Source organism: Bradyrhizobium viridifuturi (assembly GCF_001238275.1).
Taxonomy (GTDB): domain Bacteria; phylum Pseudomonadota; class Alphaproteobacteria; order Rhizobiales; family Xanthobacteraceae; genus Bradyrhizobium; species Bradyrhizobium viridifuturi.
Genome location: NZ_LGTB01000023.1, coordinates 56493 through 73589, shown reverse-complemented (window position 1 = coordinate 73589; position 17097 = coordinate 56493). Strand labels below are relative to the sequence as shown.

Here is a 17097-nt window from a genome sequence, read left to right as displayed (position 1 = left end):
CGCATGTCGGCCGCACCCGTCGTCTCGATCAAGAATTTGAAGCTCGCGCTGCCACCGGGCTCCGACCGCCCCTACGCCGTCGACGGGGTCTCCTTCGATCTCGTGCCCGGCAAGATCCTCTGCGTGGTCGGCGAGTCCGGTTCCGGCAAGTCGATGTGCGCACATGCGCTGATGGGGCTGTTGCCCGACACCATCATCCGCGAGGCCGGCGAGATTGCCTATGACGGCCAGAACCTGCTCACCCTTGACGATTCCGGCTGGCTTGCGCTTCGCGGTCGCCATATCGCGATGGTCTTCCAGGAGCCGATGACAGCGCTCAATCCGTTGATGCGGATCGGCGACCAGATCGCCGAGATGTTCGAGGCGCACAATCTGCTGACGCCCAAACAGAGGAAGCAGAAGGCACTGCAGTTGCTGCGCGAGGTCGGCCTGCCCGAGCCTGAGCGCTCTGTGCGCGCCTACCCGCATCAGCTGTCCGGCGGTCAACGCCAGCGCGCCATGATCGCGATGGCGCTGGCGCTGGAGCCGGCCGTGCTGGTGGCGGACGAGCCGACCACTGCGCTCGATGTCACGACACAGGCACAGATCCTCGAGCTGATCCGCGATTTGCAGCGCCGCCGCAACATGGCAGTCATGTTCATCACCCACGACTTCGGCGTCGTCTCCGATATCGCCGACCGCGTCGTCGTGCTCCAGCACGGCAAGGTGGTCGAACAGGGTGCGGCTGACGACGTATTGCGGCGCCCCCAACACGCCTACACGCGGGCGCTGCTCGCGGCGGTGCCCTCGATGCAGCCGCCACCGCGCGCGCCGCTCGCGGATCGCGCCAAGGCGGTCGAGGTCGTCGGTCTCGACAAGACCTATGTCAGCGGCGGCGGCTGGTTCCAGCCGGAGCGGCGGGTACGCGCCGCGAACGAGGTCAATTTCGACATCCTGCAAGGCGAGACCGTCGGACTGGTCGGCGAATCCGGCTCCGGCAAGTCATCCGTCGCCCGCCTCGTGATGCGCCTGATCGAGCCGGACCAGGGCACGGTCCGCCTCGGCGACACCGATTTCACCCGCGTCGCCGGCCGTGCGCTGCGCAGGGAGCGCAGCCGCATCCAGATGATCTTCCAGGATCCGTTCGCCTCGCTCAACCCGCGCCGCAAGGTTGGCAACATCATCGCTGACGGGCCGATCGCCCATGGCACCGATCCGGCGGTCGCACGTCAGCGTGCCGCTGAGCTGCTTGGTCTCGTCGGCCTCAATGCCAGCGCGATGGAACGCTATCCGCACGAATTCTCCGGCGGCCAGCGCCAGCGCATCGGCATTGCGCGCGCGCTCGCGCTCGAGCCGGAAATCATCGTCGCCGACGAAGCCGTCTCCGCGCTCGATGTCTCGGTGCAGGCCCAGGTGCTGAACCTGCTGGAAGATCTGAAAGCACGCCTCGGCCTGTCGATGCTGTTCATCACCCACGATCTGCGCGTGGCGGCGCAAATCTGCGACCGGATCGCGGTAATGCAGCGCGGCGCGATCGTCGAGCTGAAGCCGACCGCGGCGCTGTTCTCGGCGCCTGAACACCCCTACACCCGCGAGCTGCTCGCCGCGGTGCCCGGGCAGATTTCCTCGTCGCGTGCGGCCTGAACCATGCGTTGTGCCCTGATCAGCAGCAGCCTCGATCTGCGCGACTATTTCGGCGCGGAGCTTGCCCGCATTGCGCCGCACATCGAGGTTGTCGACCATGCCGGCGATGCGGCGGATGTCCGGCTCGCCCTGGCCTGGCATCCGCCCGACGACGCGTTCGAACGCTATCCCGAGTTGCAGGCGGTGTGCTCGATCGCCGCCGGCGTCGACAACATCATGGCCTGCCCAAGCCTGCCGCCCGGTGTCGACGTGGTGCGCGTGGTCGATCCCGGACAGGGCCAGATGATGTCGGGCTTCATCGCCTGGCATGCGATCGGGCATCAACGCGGCTTTGCCGCCTTCAGCGCCCAGCAGCGCGACCGGATCTGGCAACGCCGCGCGCAGCGGCGCACGCAGGACGTTCCGGTCGGAATCCTCGGCAACGGCGAGATCGGCCGGCGCGTCGCCGTCGACCTCGCCCATCTCGGCTTTCGCGTGATGTCCTGGAGCCGGACCGCCAAGGTGATTTCATTGGCGAGCCGGAGTTTTCACGGGCCTGCCGGTCTTGCCGCGATGCTCGGCGAGACCGAGGTGCTGGTCAATCTGCTGCCGCTCACACTGGAGACGCGCAACATCCTCAACGGCGATCTGTTCGGCCGGATGCGCCGCGGCGGTTACCTGATCCAGGTTGGGCGCGGCGAACATCTTGTCGAAGCCGATCTGCTCGCAGCACTCGACAGCGGTCAGCTGTCAGGAGCTGCGCTCGACGTGTTCGCGACCGAACCGTTGCCTGCGGCACATCCGTTCTGGCGCCATCCGCGAATCGCCGTCACGCCGCATGACGCCAGCGACGTCAGCATCAGCGCCGTCGCGACGACACTTGCCACGACCGCAGACGCGATCCGCGCCGGACGGCGTCCCCCGCACGCAATCGACCGCGCCCGCGGTTATTGATTGCGACATCGAGGAGCGCCAGATGCAAATCCCCCGTTCGTCCGCCGATGCCGCGCACCCGCTCGACGGGCTGCGCGCTGCGGGGCCGATTACAGAGGCGCAGGCGCAGACGCTGGTCGGTGAATATTACGGCCTGTCGCCCGACATTCGCCGGCTCGACAGCGAGCGAGACCAGAATTTCCGGCTGCGCACGCAAGACGGACGCGAATACGTCCTCAAGATCGCCAATCCCACCGAGGATCGCGCCGTCACCAATCTGCAGACCGAGGCGCTGCGCCACGTCGCGGTCCGTGATCGGCTGCTGCCGATTCCGCGCATTATTTCGGCGCGGAACGGCGCGACCGAACTCGAGATCTGCTTCGACGACGGCTCGATGAGGGTGGTGCGGCTGCTGACGTTCCTTGCGGGAACGCCGATGCACCAGGCGTCGCCGTCGGCGGCGCTGCGCGGTGATCTCGGCCGCTGCGCTGCGCAGCTCGCCGTTGCGCTGCGCGACTTCGTTCATCCCGGTGCAAATCACAAATTGCTCTGGGACATCCAGCATGCCGCCGAACTGCGGCCGCTGCTCGGCGCGGTGCCATCTGCCCAGCGCGAAATGGTCGAACGCGCCCTCGATCACTTCGAGGCCGATGCCGTTCCTGTGCTGGCGCAGCTTCCGCGGCAACCTCTGCACAACGATCTCAATCCGCATAACATTGTCGTCGACGCCACTTCGCAGGTCCGCGTCTGCGGCATCATCGATTTCGGCGACATGACCGCGACCGCCCGCATCAACGACCTCGCAATCGCAGCGGCCTATCAGGTGACCGACAGCGACGCGCCGCTGGCGCCGGCGCTCGATGTGATTGCGGCCTATCATGCGGTCTCGCCACTCGAGCCGCGCGAGCGCGGCATCCTGTTCGACCTGATCGCGACCCGTATGGTGATGACGATCGTGATCAGCAATATCAGGGCCGCTCGCTATCCGGAGAACAGCGGGTATATTCTGCGCAACAACAGACAGGCGTCGGCCCGGCTTGCCCGGATCGCGACACTGACGCGAGCACAGGCCACGCAGCAGATCGAGCGTGCCTGCCAGGGAGAGTGACACAATGCCGGCCGACACCTCGACCCAGCAGCTGATCGAGCGCCGCAACCGCCTGCTCGGCCCCGCCTACCGGTTGTTCTACGAGCAGCCGGTGCATGTGGTGCGCGGCGACGGCATCTGGCTGTACGACGCCGCAGGCAAGCGCTATCTCGACGCCTACAACAACGTCGCCTGCGTCGGCCACTGCCATCCGCACGTCGTCGAGGCGATCGCGCGGCAGGCCGCGGTGCTCAACACCCACACCCGCTATCTGCACGAGACGATCCTCGACTACGCCGAGCGGCTGCTCGCGACCTTCCCGGCGGAGATCGGCCAGGTGATGTTCACCTGCACCGGCAGCGAGGCCAACGATCTGGCGCTCCGCGTCGCCCGCACCTGCACAGGCGGCACCGGCGTCATCGTCACCCGGACCGCCTATCACGGCGTGACCGGCGCGCTTGCCGAATTGTCGCCGTCGCTCGGCCTGCCCGAACCGACCGCACCCCATGTTCGTCTGGTGCCGGCACCGCAGTCCGCCGGCGATGAAACAGGCGAGATCTTTGCGGGCCACGTCCGCGCAGCGTTTGCCGATATGATCCGCAGCGGCATTCGTCCGGCCGCACTGCTGGTCGATACGATCTTCTCCAGCGACGGCGTATTCGCCGATCCGCCGGGCTTCCTGCGGCCGGCCGTGGAGGCCGCGCGTGCGGCCGGCGCGCTGTTCATCGCCGACGAGGTGCAGCCCGGCTTTGGTCGCTGTGGCGAGGGCATGTGGGGCTTTGCCCGCCACGGCGTGGTCCCCGACATGGTCACGATGGGCAAGCCGATGGGTAATGGCCATCCGATCGCGGCGATGGCGGCGCGACCGGTGTTGCTGAAGGAATTCGGCGCCCGCTCGCGCTATTTCAACACCTTTGGCGGCAATCCCGTATCCGCCGCCGCCGGTATGGCTGTGCTCGACGTAATCGAGCGGCAAGGCTTGGTCGAGAACGCCAGGCGCATCGGCACTTATTTGCGCGAGCGGCTCACCGCGCTGCGCACGCGGCATGAGCTCGTGGCGGAGGTTCGAGGCGCCGGTCTCTTCATCGGTGTCGAGCTCCGCCGCGGCGACTCGGCCGCCGCGGGTGAGACGACGAAACTGGTCAATGCAATGCGCAGACGGCATGTTCTGATCAGTGCGGCCGGTCCCGGCGCGAATGTGCTGAAGATTCGGCCGCCCCTGACATTCGGCATGGAGCACGGCGATCTACTGGTCGAGGCGCTCGACCAAGCGCTAAAGGAAAATTCGATTGACTGACGGTCTGGCGGATTGCTGGTCTTCGCCGGCAGAGGACAATACCGTCACGCGAGGACACATTTTCCTTTGATTTCCGCTACCTGCAGCCGATCGCGAGAGGCCGGTGATCCGCCAGCTCGTGCGGCATCTCGCGGGCACGCGAGGCCATCGAGTGATCGCCGGGCGGCCGGAGAAGATTGCTGACAACATCCGGATCTGGTTCGGGAACGGCGCGCCGACGGCTTCAATGTCATGCGACCCCGGTTGCCCGGCGGGCCTTCAATCTTTTCGCGGAGCAAGTCTTGCTGATCCTGCGCTGGCAGCGATGCTCGCTTTTTATTTTAAACATAAAATATCTGCGCTCGCCGGGGAACGCTGGCGCACTCGTCGCGAAACCACGGCGATCGCCATCCGGCGGGCTGGACACCGCAGATTCGGCACACCGTGTGCGCCGGTCCGCGCACCCTGAACGAGCCTTGAATTTACTTTTGGCACGAACTATCTTGCAGCCTACATCGAGGCCGACACCTTCAACGGGCCCGGATGCCCGAGGAGATTCGATTTGGCAGTCGCGAAGGCGTCCCCGCCTGTTTCGCCCAAGAACGGGGGCGATCAGGAGGCCGAGTACAAGGCTCAGACACGGCTTTGGCTTCGGCTGCTCGCCTGCACGACCCTGATCGAGGGTGAGCTGCGGCGCCGGTTCCGCGAGGAATTCGATTTCACGATGCCGCGCTTCGACGTCCTGGCCCAGCTTGACCGCGAGCCGAGTGGACTGGTGCTGGGAGAGCTGCCGAAGCGCCTGATGGTGTCTGCCGGAAATCTGACGCCGATCGTCGATCGGCTGGTCGAGGACGGCTTCATCACCCGCACGCCTTCAAACCTCGACCGGCGCGTGCAGATCGTTTGCATGACTGTCGAGGGCCGCAAAGCCTTCAGGCGCATGGCCAAGAGCCACGGCTCGTGGCTGGCCGAGCTGCTAGCGGGATTTCCCGCTGACCGGCTCGATGGGTTGACCCGCGAGCTCGACGAACTCAAGGGCGCCGTCAGGGATACGACGCAGAAGCCGTAGGCTGGCGCTGCAACTCGCGCCGCAGCCGAACGCCCTCCGGCACACTCCGCCGCTCAATCAGGGCAGCAGCTTGTACTTTCCGTCCTCAATCTGAACCAGGATCCGCGCGCGAACATCGACGCCGTGCCGATCCGCCGGCGTGTAGGTGTATACGCCCTGCGTCCCCGCCAGTTCCTTGGTGGTGAACAGCGCCTGGCGAAGCGCGGTGCGGAATTCCGGCGAGCCCGGCTTGGCGCCGGTCGCTATCGCGCGCTTGGCCGCATCGACGAGCAGCAGCCAGCCGTCGAACGAATAGGACGAGAACGAGTCGGTCGGCGCCTCGCCGTTCGCCTTCTCGAAGGCGGCGCGGAAATCCAGCGCAACCTTCTGGATCGGATTGCTGGCCGGAAGCTGCTCGGCCGCAGTCACCGGCCCGGTCGGGCAGATGATCCCGTTGGCGGCCTTGCCGGCGAGCCGCAGGAAGTCGGCGCTGATGAGCCCGTGGTTGCCGTAAAGCGGTCCCTTGTAGCCGCGTTCGGACAGAGCGATCACCGGCAATGCACCCGGCGTTCCCGTGCCGCCGAGCATGATGGCGTCGGGCCGCGCCGCCAACGCGCGCAGCACCTGGGCGGTCACCGACGAATCCGATCGGGCGTATCGCTCGTTGGCGATGACCTTGATGTCGGCCGCCTTGGCGCTTTGCGACAGCGAGTCGTACATGAGGTCGCCAAAGGCATCCGAGAAGCCGATGAACGCCACCGTCTTCAACCCCCGCGCCTTCATGTGATCGACGATGCCCTGGACGAGAAGCGGCGTCGGTTGCGGCGTCTGCACCACCCAGGGCCCGCCATCGCCCGATGGCACCGGCGCGATCGGCGACACCGCGATCATCGGAATCTTCATCTCGATCGCGGCGGTCGCCATCGCCAGCGTCTGCGGCGCGCCTGATGTGCCGATCAGGATGTCGACCTTCTCCTGTTCGACGAGCTTGCGCGCGTTACGCGCCGACGCCGTGGGATCGGAGGCGTCGTCGAGCTGAATGACGCGAAACTTCTCACCGCCGACTTCGCCGACATAAGCCTCGCCGGCTGCGATGCCCTTTGCATTGGGAATCCCGATCGACGACACCGGCCCACTGAGGCCGGTGACGAATCCGACCAGGATCTCGGCCTGGCTGGCCTGCGGAACTGCGACAAGCAACGCGGCCGAGGCCAGCAGGGTCTTCATCGAGATCATTGCACCTGTCCTTCTTGATTTGCGTTTCTTGTTTCGGGCAAGCGCCATCCGCTCGCTTCAGTTCGCCGACACCAGCGCGATCACGCGCAGCGGGCTGCCGGAGCCGTTCTGTATCTTCAGCGGCGACGCCACGATGACGGCGCCGGTGGCGGGAAGCTGATCGAGGTTGCAGAGGCACTGCAGGCCGTAGCGGCCAGCGCCATGCAGGAAGTGATGCGCCGGATAAGGCGGCTCGAAATGGCCGGCCTGCCCAGCGTCGGTGCCGATCGTCTCGGTGCCGAAGCCAATGATGCCGCGCTCCTCCACCAGCCACTTCATGACGGCCGGATTCGGACCCGGCGTGTGTGCGCCGTCATCCCTGAGGTTGGCGTAGTCGCGCCAGCCCTTCTTCGACCAGTCGGTCCGCAACAGAACCCAATGCCGTTCGGGAATCCGTCCGTGCTTTGCCTCCCAGGCTTCGACGAGCGGAACCGTGAGCAGGAAATCCGGATCCTGCGCCGCGCCCGCCGAGCAGTCGATGACGCAGGCCGGCGCGATCATGTCCTTGGCAGGCATCGTGTCGACAGAATTGTTCGGCAGGTCCTTGCCGGTGAACCAGTGAATCGGCGCGTCGAAATGCGTGCCGGTGTGCTCGCCGAACGTCACATTGTTCCAGTACCAGGCCGGACCGCGACCGTCATAGCGCGATATCTCCTGGATCCGGACCGGAGCGGCCTGGCCGAACTCCGGCGGCAGCACGATGACCGGGAAATCCGGACTGAGCGTGAAAGTCAGATCGACCACGCGCACCGCGCCGGACGAGATCGCACCAGCCAGCTCCAGGAGATTCTTGCCTTGCATCGTCACGTCCTCCCGTCTTGTTGAATCCTGATCTTATCTGTCGAGCTCGCGCTCGAGCGCCTTCGGGTTGGCGGCAAGACGCTGCCTGATTTCCTCGGCGACGTCCCCGACATAGATCTCCTCGAGCCCGCCCCGGAGCCCGGACACGATTGCCTGCGCAACGGCGCGCGGCGCGACCTTGGGCGGCGGCACGGTCTGGAACCACTCGGTGTCGATCGGTCCCGTGAACAGGTTCATCACCTTGACGCCGCCGGGCCTGAGCTCGGCGCGAAGACAATGCGACAGTGACAGGCAGGCGGCTTGTGACGCCGAGTAGGCGCCGAAAGCGGGCCAGTTCGCCAGCGCGTAGACCGACAGGATATTGACCCAGGCGGCGCTACTGCTGACACCATCCGCGCCCCGCATCCGCATCGCGGGACCGAAGGCCTGCGCAAGGTTGATGAACCCGAGATAGGCCTGGTCGATCTCATCCCGCGCGACGCCGGTGCCCCTGCGGTCGAGAAGGCCGCCGGGCCGCACATATTCCGTCGTGTTGACGAGGATGTCGACCTTGCCGCCAATGTCGGCCGCGAGGTCAGTCGCCGACTTTTCATCGGCCGCGTCGAGCGTCACGACCTCGATCCCCTGTTGTCCGCGCAACAGCTGCTCGCCGGCGAAAGGCCGCCATGGTTCGGAAACGCCGACGAACACCGTCTTCGCGCCCGCGGCCTTCAGCGCCGCAACGGCCTCCTGGCCGATCAGGCTGCGGCCGTTGGTCACGAGCACTCGGCGGAATTTCGGATCGGCCGTCATTTCCCGCCATTGCCGGTCGTCTGCCATGTTGGGCGTCTCCCCCTCGGGTCGGGCAAAGGCCACCGCCTGACCGCTCTTGTCGAGTTGAAACGACATCAGGACGGGCGCGCCCTCGGCACAGTCGGCATGCAGATGCGCCACCATCGTCGGACCGCAGTCCATCCTGACGAGACCGATGCGCCAGGGCGCCCGCTCGCGGAAATAAACGTCGCTCGGCACCCGCGCCGTCGTTTCGGCCAGCAGCGCGCCGCGGCGCGGCGCATCGACGAACGCAAGACCGGCCGACAGGCAGGCGGGGCATGCCTCGCGCGCCGGATAGGCGAAGGCACCGCAGGCCTCGCAGCGTTGCAGCATGAAGCGTCCTTCGGCGGCAGCACGCGTGAACCCATGCGATGTCCGGCTGCGCGGCCGCGGCGGCGACGCGGGAAGCCGCGTCCGCAGCAGCGGGTTCTTGCGCCGGGGTGGCTCAATCGGATCGATCATCGCGCAGGCCCTGCAAAGATCGCCGCACCGGAGGCCAAGCCGCGGTCATAGTTGATCATACCGAAGCCCGAGGCCAGAGCGAGGGTTGCGTCCTTGACTTGCGTCGGGCCGGCTTCGCCCAGGACCTGCCGCAATCCTTCGACCAACCCGAGATAGGCGCCGGCGGCGCCGGCCTGCCCGGCGGAGAGCTGGCCGCCCGAAGTGTTGTGCGGGAAGTCGCCGCCAATCGTCAGATCGTGCTGACGAACGAAGGCCGCGCCCTCCCCCTTGTTGCAGAAGCCGAGATCCTCGAACTGCATCATCGTGATGACCGGATAGTCGTCATAGGTCTGGACCACATCGAGATCGCCAGGCTTCACGCCGGCCATCGCGTAGAGCTCCCCGACATCCATCGCCCAGCCGCCGCGCACCTGCATCGGATCGTCGGCGAAGGCGTTGTGCCGCTCGATGGTCGACAGCAATCGCGCGACCGGCAAGCCGAGCGATGCCGCGGTCTCGTCCCGCATCACCAGGAAGGCCTCGGCGCCGGCACACGGCATGACGCAATCGAACAAGTGAATGGGATCGGATATCGGACGCGCCGCCAGATACTGTTCGATCGTCAGCGGCGTCTTCATCAGCGCATGCGGGTTGCGCAGCGCGTTGGCGCGCTGGGCGACCGCGATCCGGCCGACGTCCTCCCGCGTGACGCCATACGTCCGCATGTAATTGCGCGCGATCAGCGCAAAACTCGCATTGGCGCCACCCGCACCATAGGGATAGACCGCGTCCTGGTTGAAGCGCGAGAAATTCTCGAGCGTCAGGCGGAAGGAATCGACATGGTTGGTATCGCCGGCCACGCAGGCGACGATATCGACATCGCGTGCCTGCACCGCCCGCGCCGCCTTCCGCAACGCCGCGATGGCGCTGGCACCGCCGAGCGGGATCGTGTCCAGCCATCGGACGCACAGCCCGAAATGCTGCGTCAGTCCAATCCCGCTGTCGAGCCCCATGGTGAAGCTGGAAACGCACAGGCCGTCGATGTCGGACGCCTTGATGCCGGCCTTCGCGACCAGCGCGCTCAGCGCGCGGCCAATCCACCATTGCGCGCTCTCGATGGAATAGCGCGCATAGGGAATCGTGACGGGAGCCGCCATCACGATGCCCTCATACGGTGTGCGCAGCGAATTTTTCACCAGCCGCCTGCCTTGCCTGCCGCCTCAGATCACCGTCAGCTTCACGTCGATATTGCCACGAATAACATTCGAATAGGGGCATCGCTCGTGCGCGCCCGCGACGATCTCCTCCGCCACCGCCTTCTCGACGCCGGGCAAGTTGACCCTCAGTTCGACCGCGAGCGCACAGCCGACAGGAACCGGTCCCATGGCAACCTTCGCGATGACGGACGGCTCGGCAGCGGGCGTGATCTTCCTGGTGCGCGCCACGAGCTTGACCGCGCCGAGAAAGCACGCGGCATAACCGGCCGCAAAGAGCTGCTCCGGGTTGGTTCCCTCGCCGCCGGGGCCGCCCAGCGATTTCGGCACGGACAGCGACACCGACAGCAGTCCGTCGGCACTTGCCGCGTTGCCGTCGCGGTCGCCCGTCGCCGTCACCTCGGTCTCGTAGAGGATCTTCTCGGGTCTCATCATGACTCGTTCTCCAGAACTGACCGACTGTTCGCGCTAACGCTTGTTGCGCGCGAGCATCGCCCGGAAATCGTCGCGGGCGAGCGCGCTGGCGCGTTTGAAGCTCGGCCCGCGGCTCGGCTCGGTGCCGTTGAGCTGCCTGAGCTGCACCCACATCTCGGCGCTCTTCAATGCCACTGCGGCACAGTTCACCACCGGTGCGTGGCCGACCTTCAGGCCGTGCTCCCGCCCGATCAGCAGGCCCGGCAGTACGCCGGCGGGGATCACCACGTCGGCTCCGCGCTCCACCAGTGGAAGGGCGCAGGCCAGAAAATCCTCGATCATCCGGCCATGGGCCGCCTGATCGCCCGCGAACGCTTGCGCGAAATCCTCCGGCTTGCAACCGAGGCCGGTCACATGAACGACGCGATCACCGAGCCCGTAACGTTCGGCCTGCTCGTAGTGCCAGACCTCGAACACCGGATCGAGCGTCACGAGGCCGAGCCGCCGGCCGAGCTGCGAGGCCGCAAGCAACGTCGCCTCGCCGGTCCCGATCACTGGAATGTCGAGCGTCGCACGGAGCTCGTAAAGCCCGGGATCCTGGAAGTGGCCCATCACGAAGGCGTCGAACCCGCTCTCTTCGGCCGCGATGCCGTTGTCGATTGCCTGAACCGCGCAGCGCAGTTCGGCGAGCCGGCCGAACTCCCGGTCCGGCGGCGAAATGCCCTCGACCTGAACCGTCGTGCCGGGCGCGGCGATGTTGTTGAGGTACTCCGACAGCCGCGCCATATAGGGCGCGTTCACGCTCGCATCGACGAAACTCTGCCAGAAGATGCGCATCGCCCTTCTCCTCAAGCGGTGACGGGAGCATCGGCCGTCGGCCTGCCGACGCAGATATTTCAACCATAAACTAATTGACGCGTCAAATGCGCGCGGCGGAGCCTGCCAAGGCGACTGCTCCATCGCAGCCCAACGACCCAATTTTCGGGAGAAAGAAATGAAGGAAAATGGCGCGCGCGGACGAAATTGTATGCAACAACATTTTTTTCTGACAGCCCCGTGACACGTGTTGACGGCGCCACGGAGAATACTTTAGGCTTTAAGTAATCGACCACCGGCCGCTGCCGGTGGCCATGACGATGATGTTGCAGGGCACCGATTTTGAGAAACTCAATCGCGTGGACTAGCGTCGGGCCGCAATGGCCGGCAGCAGCATCGCCGGTCGCGCAGCGCGTCGACGGCATTCGTCTTCTTTCGCTTCGACAGACGCCCGCGGGCTGCAGTCGCCCCGCCCGCTATTCAAGCGGCACGCCTCGCCATGGCCGCTGACGCCCCGGCCAAGCGAAATTTCCCCTCGCAGCGCCCGGCGTCTGGCGCTGCAGCAATGCCTTCAACCGGTTCGTTCGTAGCTCGGGCTCCTGCCCGGCTTGCAGACATTCGTACCCAGCATCAACGGAGGACAACGCAAATGCGGCAGAAGACCCTGGGGTTACTCGCACTTGTCGCCGGCGTGTTCGCGGCACCGGCGGCGCAGGCCGACATCACGATCGGCTTCGTTACCTCGCTGAGCGGCAACGGCGCGTCGATCGGCATCCCCTATGGGCGCGGCATCAATGCCGCCTATGAATACAAGAAGACGATCAACGGCGAGACCATCCGCCTGATCCAGCTCGACGACGGCTCCGATCCGTCAGCCGCGACGCGCAACGCGCGCAAGCTCGTCGAGGAGGAGAAGGTCGACCTCATAATCGGCACCGCGACGACCCCCTCGACCATCGCCATGGCGGCCGTCGCCAGCGAATTGAAGGTGCCGATGATCGCAATCTCGCCCCTCGGCAAGCTTCCGGACTCGCCGGAGCAATGGGTGGTCGCGGTGCCGCAGCCGGCCTCGCTGCTGGTCAAGATCGTCGCCGACCGGATGAAGCGCGACGGCATGAAAAACATCGGCTATATCGGCTTCTCCGATGCGTGGGGCGACCTCGTCTACAACGGCGCCAAGGCCGCCGAGCCGACCGACGACATCAAGGTGCAGACCAACGAGCGCTATGCCCGCACCGATACCTCGGTGACCGCGCAGATCCTGAAGGTCATGGCCGCGCGTCCCGACGCGGTGCTGATCGGCGGCTCCGGCACGCAGGGCGCGCTGCCGCTCATCACGCTTTCCGAACGCGGCTTCAAGGGCAATACCTACGGCACCGTGGCGCTGGTCAATCCGGACTTCGTCACCGTGGGCGGCAAGGCCGCCGAGGGCATTCAGGTCTCCGCGGGCCCCGTGATCGTGGCCGAACAGCTTCCGGATGAGCACTTTGCCAAGAAGATCGCGCTCGATTTCCGCGCGGTCTACCAGAAGACCCACAACATTCCGACCACCGACGGGTTCTCCGCCTACTCCTTCGATGCCTGGCTGATCTTTGCCAACGCCGCCGAACGGGCGCTGAAGACCGCAAAGCCCGGCACGGCCGAATTCCGCACCGCGCTGCGCGATGCCATCCTCAGCACCAAGGAACTGCCCGGCGTGCATGCCGTCTACAACTTCAAGCCCGGCGCGGTGACCGGCGTCGACGAGCGCTCGCTGGTGGTGGTCCGCCTGACCGGCGGCGCCTGGAAGTACGCGCCGTAGGCGAAAGATGGCCGGCGGGCAGAACGGGGGAACGGCGTCTCCATGACGAGCGACATCGCGGCCATCCTTGCGATCGACGGAATCGCCACCGGTGCGGTCTACGCGCTGGTGGCGATCGGTACCGTCCTCATCTTCACGGTGACGCGGGTCATCTTCATTCCGTTCGGCGACATCGCCGCCTTCACCGCGCTGACGCTTGCGGCCCTCGATGCCAAGCGCTTTCCGGGGACCGGCGCGCTGGTCGTGGTGCTGGCGTGCCTTGCGACCTTGATCGAGATCATTTCGCTCATTCGAAACGGCGATATCCGCCTGCTGCCGCGCGCGCTTCTGTTCTATCTCGCCATTCCCCTGGCAGTGGTCGGCATCGCCTGGCTCGCCATGCGGACGGACCCGCCACTTGCGGTCCGGCTCGTGCTGGCGCTGATGCTGATCACGCCGATCGCGCCTCTGCTGGACCGGATCGTCTTCCGTCCGATCGCCGACGGCACCGTGCTGCTGCTGCTGACGGTCTCCGTGGCGCTGCATTTCGCGCTGGTCGGTCTTGGTCTGCTGTTCTTCGGCCCCGAGGGGGTCCGGACCGAGCCGCTGACGTCGTTCTCGACGGAGTTCGCGGGCGTCCTGATCTCGGGCCAGACCATGCTGATCGTGATCGCCGCGCTGGTCTTCAGCGGCCTGCTTTATCTGTTCTTCGACTTCACGCTGGTCGGCAAATCGCTCCGCGCCACCGCGGTGAACCGGACCGGCTCGCGGCTGATGGGAATCCGGCCGGCGCGCGCCGGCACCATCGCCTATCTGCTGGGTTCGCTGATGGCCGGCGTATCGGGCATCCTGATCGCGCCGGTCAATACCGTGTTCTACGATTCCGGCTTCCTGATCGGCCTCAAGGCATTCGTCGGCGCCATCGTCGGCGGCATGACCAGCTATCCCGGTGCCGCGATTGGCGCGGTTGGGGTCGGCATCCTCGAAAGCTTCGCATCGTTCCAGAGCAGCGCGCTGAAAGACGTCATCGTGTTCTCGCTGCTGATCCCGATCCTGATCTGGCGATCCCTCGCCTCGCTGCATTCCGAGGAGGAGATCGAGGAATGACGCGCCTTCATGTTCAGCTCGCTGCGATAGCGGCACTGGCGTGCCTCGCACTCGCACCCGTCGTGCTGAGCCCGTTCAGCATCACGCTGATGAACTATATCGGCATCTATTCGCTCGTCGCCATCGGCCTTGCGCTGCTCACCGGCGTCGGCGGCATCGTGTCGTTCGGACAGGCCGCGTTCGTCGGCATCGCGGCCTATGCGACGGCGTGGGTCTCCGCCCTGAACGGGCAATCGCCCTGGCTCGGCCTGCTGTTCGGGGTGGTGCTGACCTGCGGCGTCGCGGCTGTCCTCGGCGTCGTCACCTTGCGCCTGCAGGGCCATTTCCTGTCGCTCTCGACCGTCGCCTGGGGGCTCGCGATCGGCTTCCTGTTCGGCAACGTCGACGGGCTCGGCCGCTTCAACGGCATCTCGTCGATCCCGCCGATCAGCCTCGGCTCCTTCGCACTCGTCTCCAGCGCCCAGATCTATTACCTGATCTGGGGCATCGTCGCCCTGGTGCTCCTGCTCGGCTACAATCTCCTGGACTCGCGGCTCGGTCGCGCCATGCGTGCGCTGCGCGGCGGCAATACGCTGGTCGAGAGCCTCGGCATCAACGCGTTCCGGATCAAGCTCGTGACATTCGTGATCGCGGCGTTCCTGGCCTCGCTCTCCGGCTGGCTCTACGCGCATATGAGCCGCTTCATCAGCCCGGGTCCGTTCGATGCCAGCATGGGCATCGAGTATCTGATGATGACGATGGTCGGCGGCGCGGGCAGCCTGCTCGGCGGTGTCGTCGGCGCCGCCATCGTCACCCTGCTCAAGAACAGCGTGCAGGATTATCTGCCGCTGATCGCCAAGGGCGCATCGGGGCAGCTCGAGATCGTCGCATTCTCCGCGCTGTTCATCCTGTTTCTGCAATGGGCGCGGCAGGGCATCGTGCCTTCAATCGCGCGCTATCTGCCGAAGATCAGGCGCGAACGGCCGCAGCCGGCGCCACCGCTGCCGCGCCGCCCGCAGCCGACACCGGGCGAACTGCTTCTGAAGGTCGATGGCGCCGAGCGCCGTTTCGGCGGCCTCATCGCGGTCAACAATGTCAGCTTCGAGGTGAGATCGGGCGAGATCCTCGCCGTCATTGGCCCGAACGGCGCCGGCAAGAGCACGATGTTCAACTGCCTGACCGGCGCGCTGCGGGTCAGCAAGGGCGAAATCGCCTTCGCCGGACGCTCGATCACGCGCGATCCGCAGTCCCGCATCGCCAAGGCCGGCGTCGCCCGGACTTTCCAGCATGTCAAGCTGCGGCCGCGCATGAGCCTGCTGGAGAACGTCATGCTCGGCACCTACAGCCGAACCAGCAGCGGTCTTCTCGCCGGCGCGTTTCGCCTCAACCAGCGCGAGGAAGCCAGCGCCCGCCACGAGGCGCTGATGCAGCTCGAGCGCGTCGGGCTCGGCGACAAGCCTTTCGAGCTCGCCGGCAATCTTCCGCTCGGCAACCAGCGCATCCTGGAGATCGCGCGCGCCCTCGCCGCGGATCCCGCGCTGCTGGTACTGGACGAGCCGGCGGCCGGCCTGCGCCGCCAGGAAAAGGTGCGACTGGCGGAGCTGCTCCGCTCGCTGCGGGCGGATCACCTGACCATCCTGATCGTCGAGCACGACATGGAGTTCGTGATGTCGCTGGTCGACCGCATCGTGGTGCTCGATTTCGGCTCCAAGCTCTGCGAGGGCATCCCGAGCGCGATCCGCAGCGATGAACGGGTGCAAGAGGCCTATCTCGGAGGCGTCGCGTGAGCCGGATGTTCTCCATGACCGACGTGACCGTCTGCTACGACAACGTCGAGGCCGTCCGCAACGTGTCGCTGTCGGTCGACGAGGGACAGATCGTGACCGTGATCGGTCCGAACGGCGCCGGCAAGACCACGCTGCTGATGGCCGCCATCGGCCTGCTCGCATCGCGCGGCAGCATGGTATTTCGCGGCAGCGACATCCGGAAGATGTCGGTCGAGGATCGCGTCGAACACAGGCTCTGCCTCGTTCCGGAGAAGCGCGAGCTGTTCTCCGACATGTCGGTCGCCGACAACCTTCTGCTCGGCTCCTACAGCCTGCGCGACCGCTCGGGCGTCCAGAAGACACTGGACGAGGTCTATGATCGCTTTCCCCGCCTGAGGGAGCGGCAACGCCAGGCCGCCGGCACGCTCTCAGGCGGCGAGCGCCAGATGCTCGCGCTCGGGCGCGCTCTGATGGCAAAGCCTGCCCTGCTGATGCTCGACGAGCCCAGTCTCGGCCTTGCGCCGCTGATCGTGCGCGAGATCTTTCGCACCATCGCCTCGCTCCGCGACCTCGGCGTCTCGATCCTGCTGGTCGAGCAGAACGCCCGCGCCGCGCTCGAGACGGCCGATTACGGCTACGTGCTGGAGACCGGCGAGATCGTGCAGTCGGGCCCCGCCAAGGACCTGATTCACGATCCCCGGCTGATCACCGCCTATCTCGGCGGGCACTGACACCAAAATATCGA

16 protein-coding genes are annotated in these 17097 nt (G+C 66.1%); 9 read left to right on the top strand and 7 right to left on the bottom strand.

Features of this window, described 5'->3' with window-relative positions:
* The first annotated feature begins 3 nt into the window (after positions 1–3).
* From ALC15_RS21415 to ALC15_RS21395, 5 genes are all read left to right on the top strand, one after another.
* Positions 4–1623 carry an ABC transporter ATP-binding protein gene (locus ALC15_RS21415; RefSeq protein ID WP_050628967.1) on the top strand — a complete coding sequence of 540 codons (1620 nt, stop codon included), beginning with the start codon at positions 4–6 and terminating at the stop codon, positions 1621–1623.
* A gap of 3 nt (positions 1624–1626) precedes the next feature.
* Positions 1627–2556 (top strand): 2-hydroxyacid dehydrogenase, encoded by a 930-nt coding sequence (locus ALC15_RS21410; protein ID WP_050628966.1) that lies wholly within the window; start codon positions 1627–1629, stop codon positions 2554–2556.
* A 22-nt stretch (positions 2557–2578) separates the two neighbouring features.
* A complete protein-coding gene (locus tag ALC15_RS21405; protein WP_050628965.1) occupies positions 2579–3643 on the top strand; it encodes a phosphotransferase in 1065 nt (354 codons plus the stop codon).
* A 4-nt stretch (positions 3644–3647) separates the two neighbouring features.
* Complete coding sequence (locus ALC15_RS21400) at positions 3648–4919, top strand: aspartate aminotransferase family protein (RefSeq protein ID WP_050628964.1); 1272 nt, start codon at positions 3648–3650, stop codon at positions 4917–4919.
* Between the two features lie 541 nt (positions 4920–5460).
* Positions 5461–5967, top strand: coding sequence for a MarR family winged helix-turn-helix transcriptional regulator (locus ALC15_RS21395; protein ID WP_050628963.1), 507 nt, complete (start codon positions 5461–5463; stop codon positions 5965–5967).
* A gap of 57 nt (positions 5968–6024) precedes the next feature.
* On the opposite strand, the gene ALC15_RS21390 is transcribed toward ALC15_RS21395, so the two are convergent.
* From ALC15_RS21390 to ALC15_RS43410, 7 genes are read right to left on the bottom strand one after another with little or no spacing between them, the layout of a single operon-like run.
* A complete protein-coding gene (locus ALC15_RS21390; protein WP_162240501.1) occupies positions 6025–7182 on the bottom strand; it encodes an ABC transporter substrate-binding protein in 1158 nt (385 codons plus the stop codon).
* A gap of 57 nt (positions 7183–7239) precedes the next feature.
* On the bottom strand, positions 7240–8022 hold the full coding sequence (locus ALC15_RS21385; protein ID WP_050628962.1) for a cyclase family protein: 783 nt from the start codon (positions 8020–8022) through the stop codon (positions 7240–7242).
* A gap of 33 nt (positions 8023–8055) precedes the next feature.
* Complete coding sequence (locus ALC15_RS21380; protein ID WP_094194003.1) at positions 8056–9297, bottom strand: SDR family NAD(P)-dependent oxidoreductase; 1242 nt, start codon at positions 9295–9297, stop codon at positions 8056–8058.
* Positions 9294–10472, bottom strand: coding sequence for a thiolase family protein (locus tag ALC15_RS21375; protein WP_094194002.1), 1179 nt, complete (start codon positions 10470–10472; stop codon positions 9294–9296). The genes ALC15_RS21380 and ALC15_RS21375 overlap by 4 nt, the downstream gene beginning before the upstream one ends.
* A 24-nt stretch (positions 10473–10496) precedes the next feature.
* Positions 10497–10925 (bottom strand): Ohr family peroxiredoxin, encoded by a 429-nt coding sequence (locus tag ALC15_RS21370; RefSeq protein ID WP_094194001.1) that lies wholly within the window; start codon positions 10923–10925, stop codon positions 10497–10499.
* 33 nt (positions 10926–10958) lie between these two features.
* The gene (locus ALC15_RS21365) at positions 10959–11741 is read right to left on the bottom strand and encodes an aspartate/glutamate racemase family protein (RefSeq protein ID WP_050628961.1); all 783 of its coding nucleotides are present in this window, start codon (positions 11739–11741) and stop codon (positions 10959–10961) included.
* A 59-nt stretch (positions 11742–11800) separates the two neighbouring features.
* Positions 11801–12145, bottom strand: coding sequence for a hypothetical protein (locus tag ALC15_RS43410; RefSeq protein ID WP_128089550.1), 345 nt, complete (start codon positions 12143–12145; stop codon positions 11801–11803).
* 224 nt (positions 12146–12369) lie between these two features.
* Between ALC15_RS43410 and ALC15_RS21360 the strand changes: the two genes are divergently transcribed.
* From ALC15_RS21360 to ALC15_RS21345, 4 genes are read left to right on the top strand one after another with little or no spacing between them, the layout of a single operon-like run.
* Complete coding sequence (locus ALC15_RS21360; RefSeq protein WP_050628960.1) at positions 12370–13521, top strand: ABC transporter substrate-binding protein; 1152 nt, start codon at positions 12370–12372, stop codon at positions 13519–13521.
* Between the two features lie 42 nt (positions 13522–13563).
* Positions 13564–14607: a branched-chain amino acid ABC transporter permease gene (locus tag ALC15_RS21355; RefSeq protein ID WP_050628959.1), complete on the top strand. Its 1044-nt coding sequence runs from the start codon at positions 13564–13566 to the stop codon at positions 14605–14607.
* On the top strand, positions 14604–16373 hold the full coding sequence (locus ALC15_RS21350; RefSeq protein ID WP_050628958.1) for a branched-chain amino acid ABC transporter ATP-binding protein/permease: 1770 nt from the start codon (positions 14604–14606) through the stop codon (positions 16371–16373). The genes ALC15_RS21355 and ALC15_RS21350 overlap by 4 nt, the downstream gene beginning before the upstream one ends.
* Complete coding sequence (locus tag ALC15_RS21345) at positions 16370–17083, top strand: ABC transporter ATP-binding protein (protein ID WP_050628957.1); 714 nt, start codon at positions 16370–16372, stop codon at positions 17081–17083. Before ALC15_RS21350 ends, ALC15_RS21345 begins: the two co-directional genes overlap by 4 nt.
* Positions 17084–17097: the final 14 nt, after the last annotated feature.

Coding starts and splice junctions, on each gene's coding strand:
- ALC15_RS21415 (WP_050628967.1), top strand. CDS start 4: ATGTCGGCCGCACCCGTCGTCTCGATCAAGAATTTGAAGCTCGCGCTG.
- ALC15_RS21410 (WP_050628966.1), top strand. CDS start 1,627: ATGCGTTGTGCCCTGATCAGCAGCAGCCTCGATCTGCGCGACTATTTC.
- ALC15_RS21405 (WP_050628965.1), top strand. CDS start 2,579: ATGCAAATCCCCCGTTCGTCCGCCGATGCCGCGCACCCGCTCGACGGG.
- ALC15_RS21400 (WP_050628964.1), top strand. CDS start 3,648: ATGCCGGCCGACACCTCGACCCAGCAGCTGATCGAGCGCCGCAACCGC.
- ALC15_RS21390 (WP_162240501.1), bottom strand. CDS start 7,182: ATGATCTCGATGAAGACCCTGCTGGCCTCGGCCGCGTTGCTTGTCGCA.
- ALC15_RS21385 (WP_050628962.1), bottom strand. CDS start 8,022: ATGCAAGGCAAGAATCTCCTGGAGCTGGCTGGTGCGATCTCGTCCGGC.
- ALC15_RS21380 (WP_094194003.1), bottom strand. CDS start 9,297: ATGATCGATCCGATTGAGCCACCCCGGCGCAAGAACCCGCTGCTGCGG.
- ALC15_RS21370 (WP_094194001.1), bottom strand. CDS start 10,925: ATGATGAGACCCGAGAAGATCCTCTACGAGACCGAGGTGACGGCGACG.
- ALC15_RS21365 (WP_050628961.1), bottom strand. CDS start 11,741: ATGCGCATCTTCTGGCAGAGTTTCGTCGATGCGAGCGTGAACGCGCCC.
- ALC15_RS43410 (WP_128089550.1), bottom strand. CDS start 12,145: ATGCCGTCGACGCGCTGCGCGACCGGCGATGCTGCTGCCGGCCATTGC.
- ALC15_RS21360 (WP_050628960.1), top strand. CDS start 12,370: ATGCGGCAGAAGACCCTGGGGTTACTCGCACTTGTCGCCGGCGTGTTC.
- ALC15_RS21355 (WP_050628959.1), top strand. CDS start 13,564: ATGACGAGCGACATCGCGGCCATCCTTGCGATCGACGGAATCGCCACC.
- ALC15_RS21350 (WP_050628958.1), top strand. CDS start 14,604: ATGACGCGCCTTCATGTTCAGCTCGCTGCGATAGCGGCACTGGCGTGC.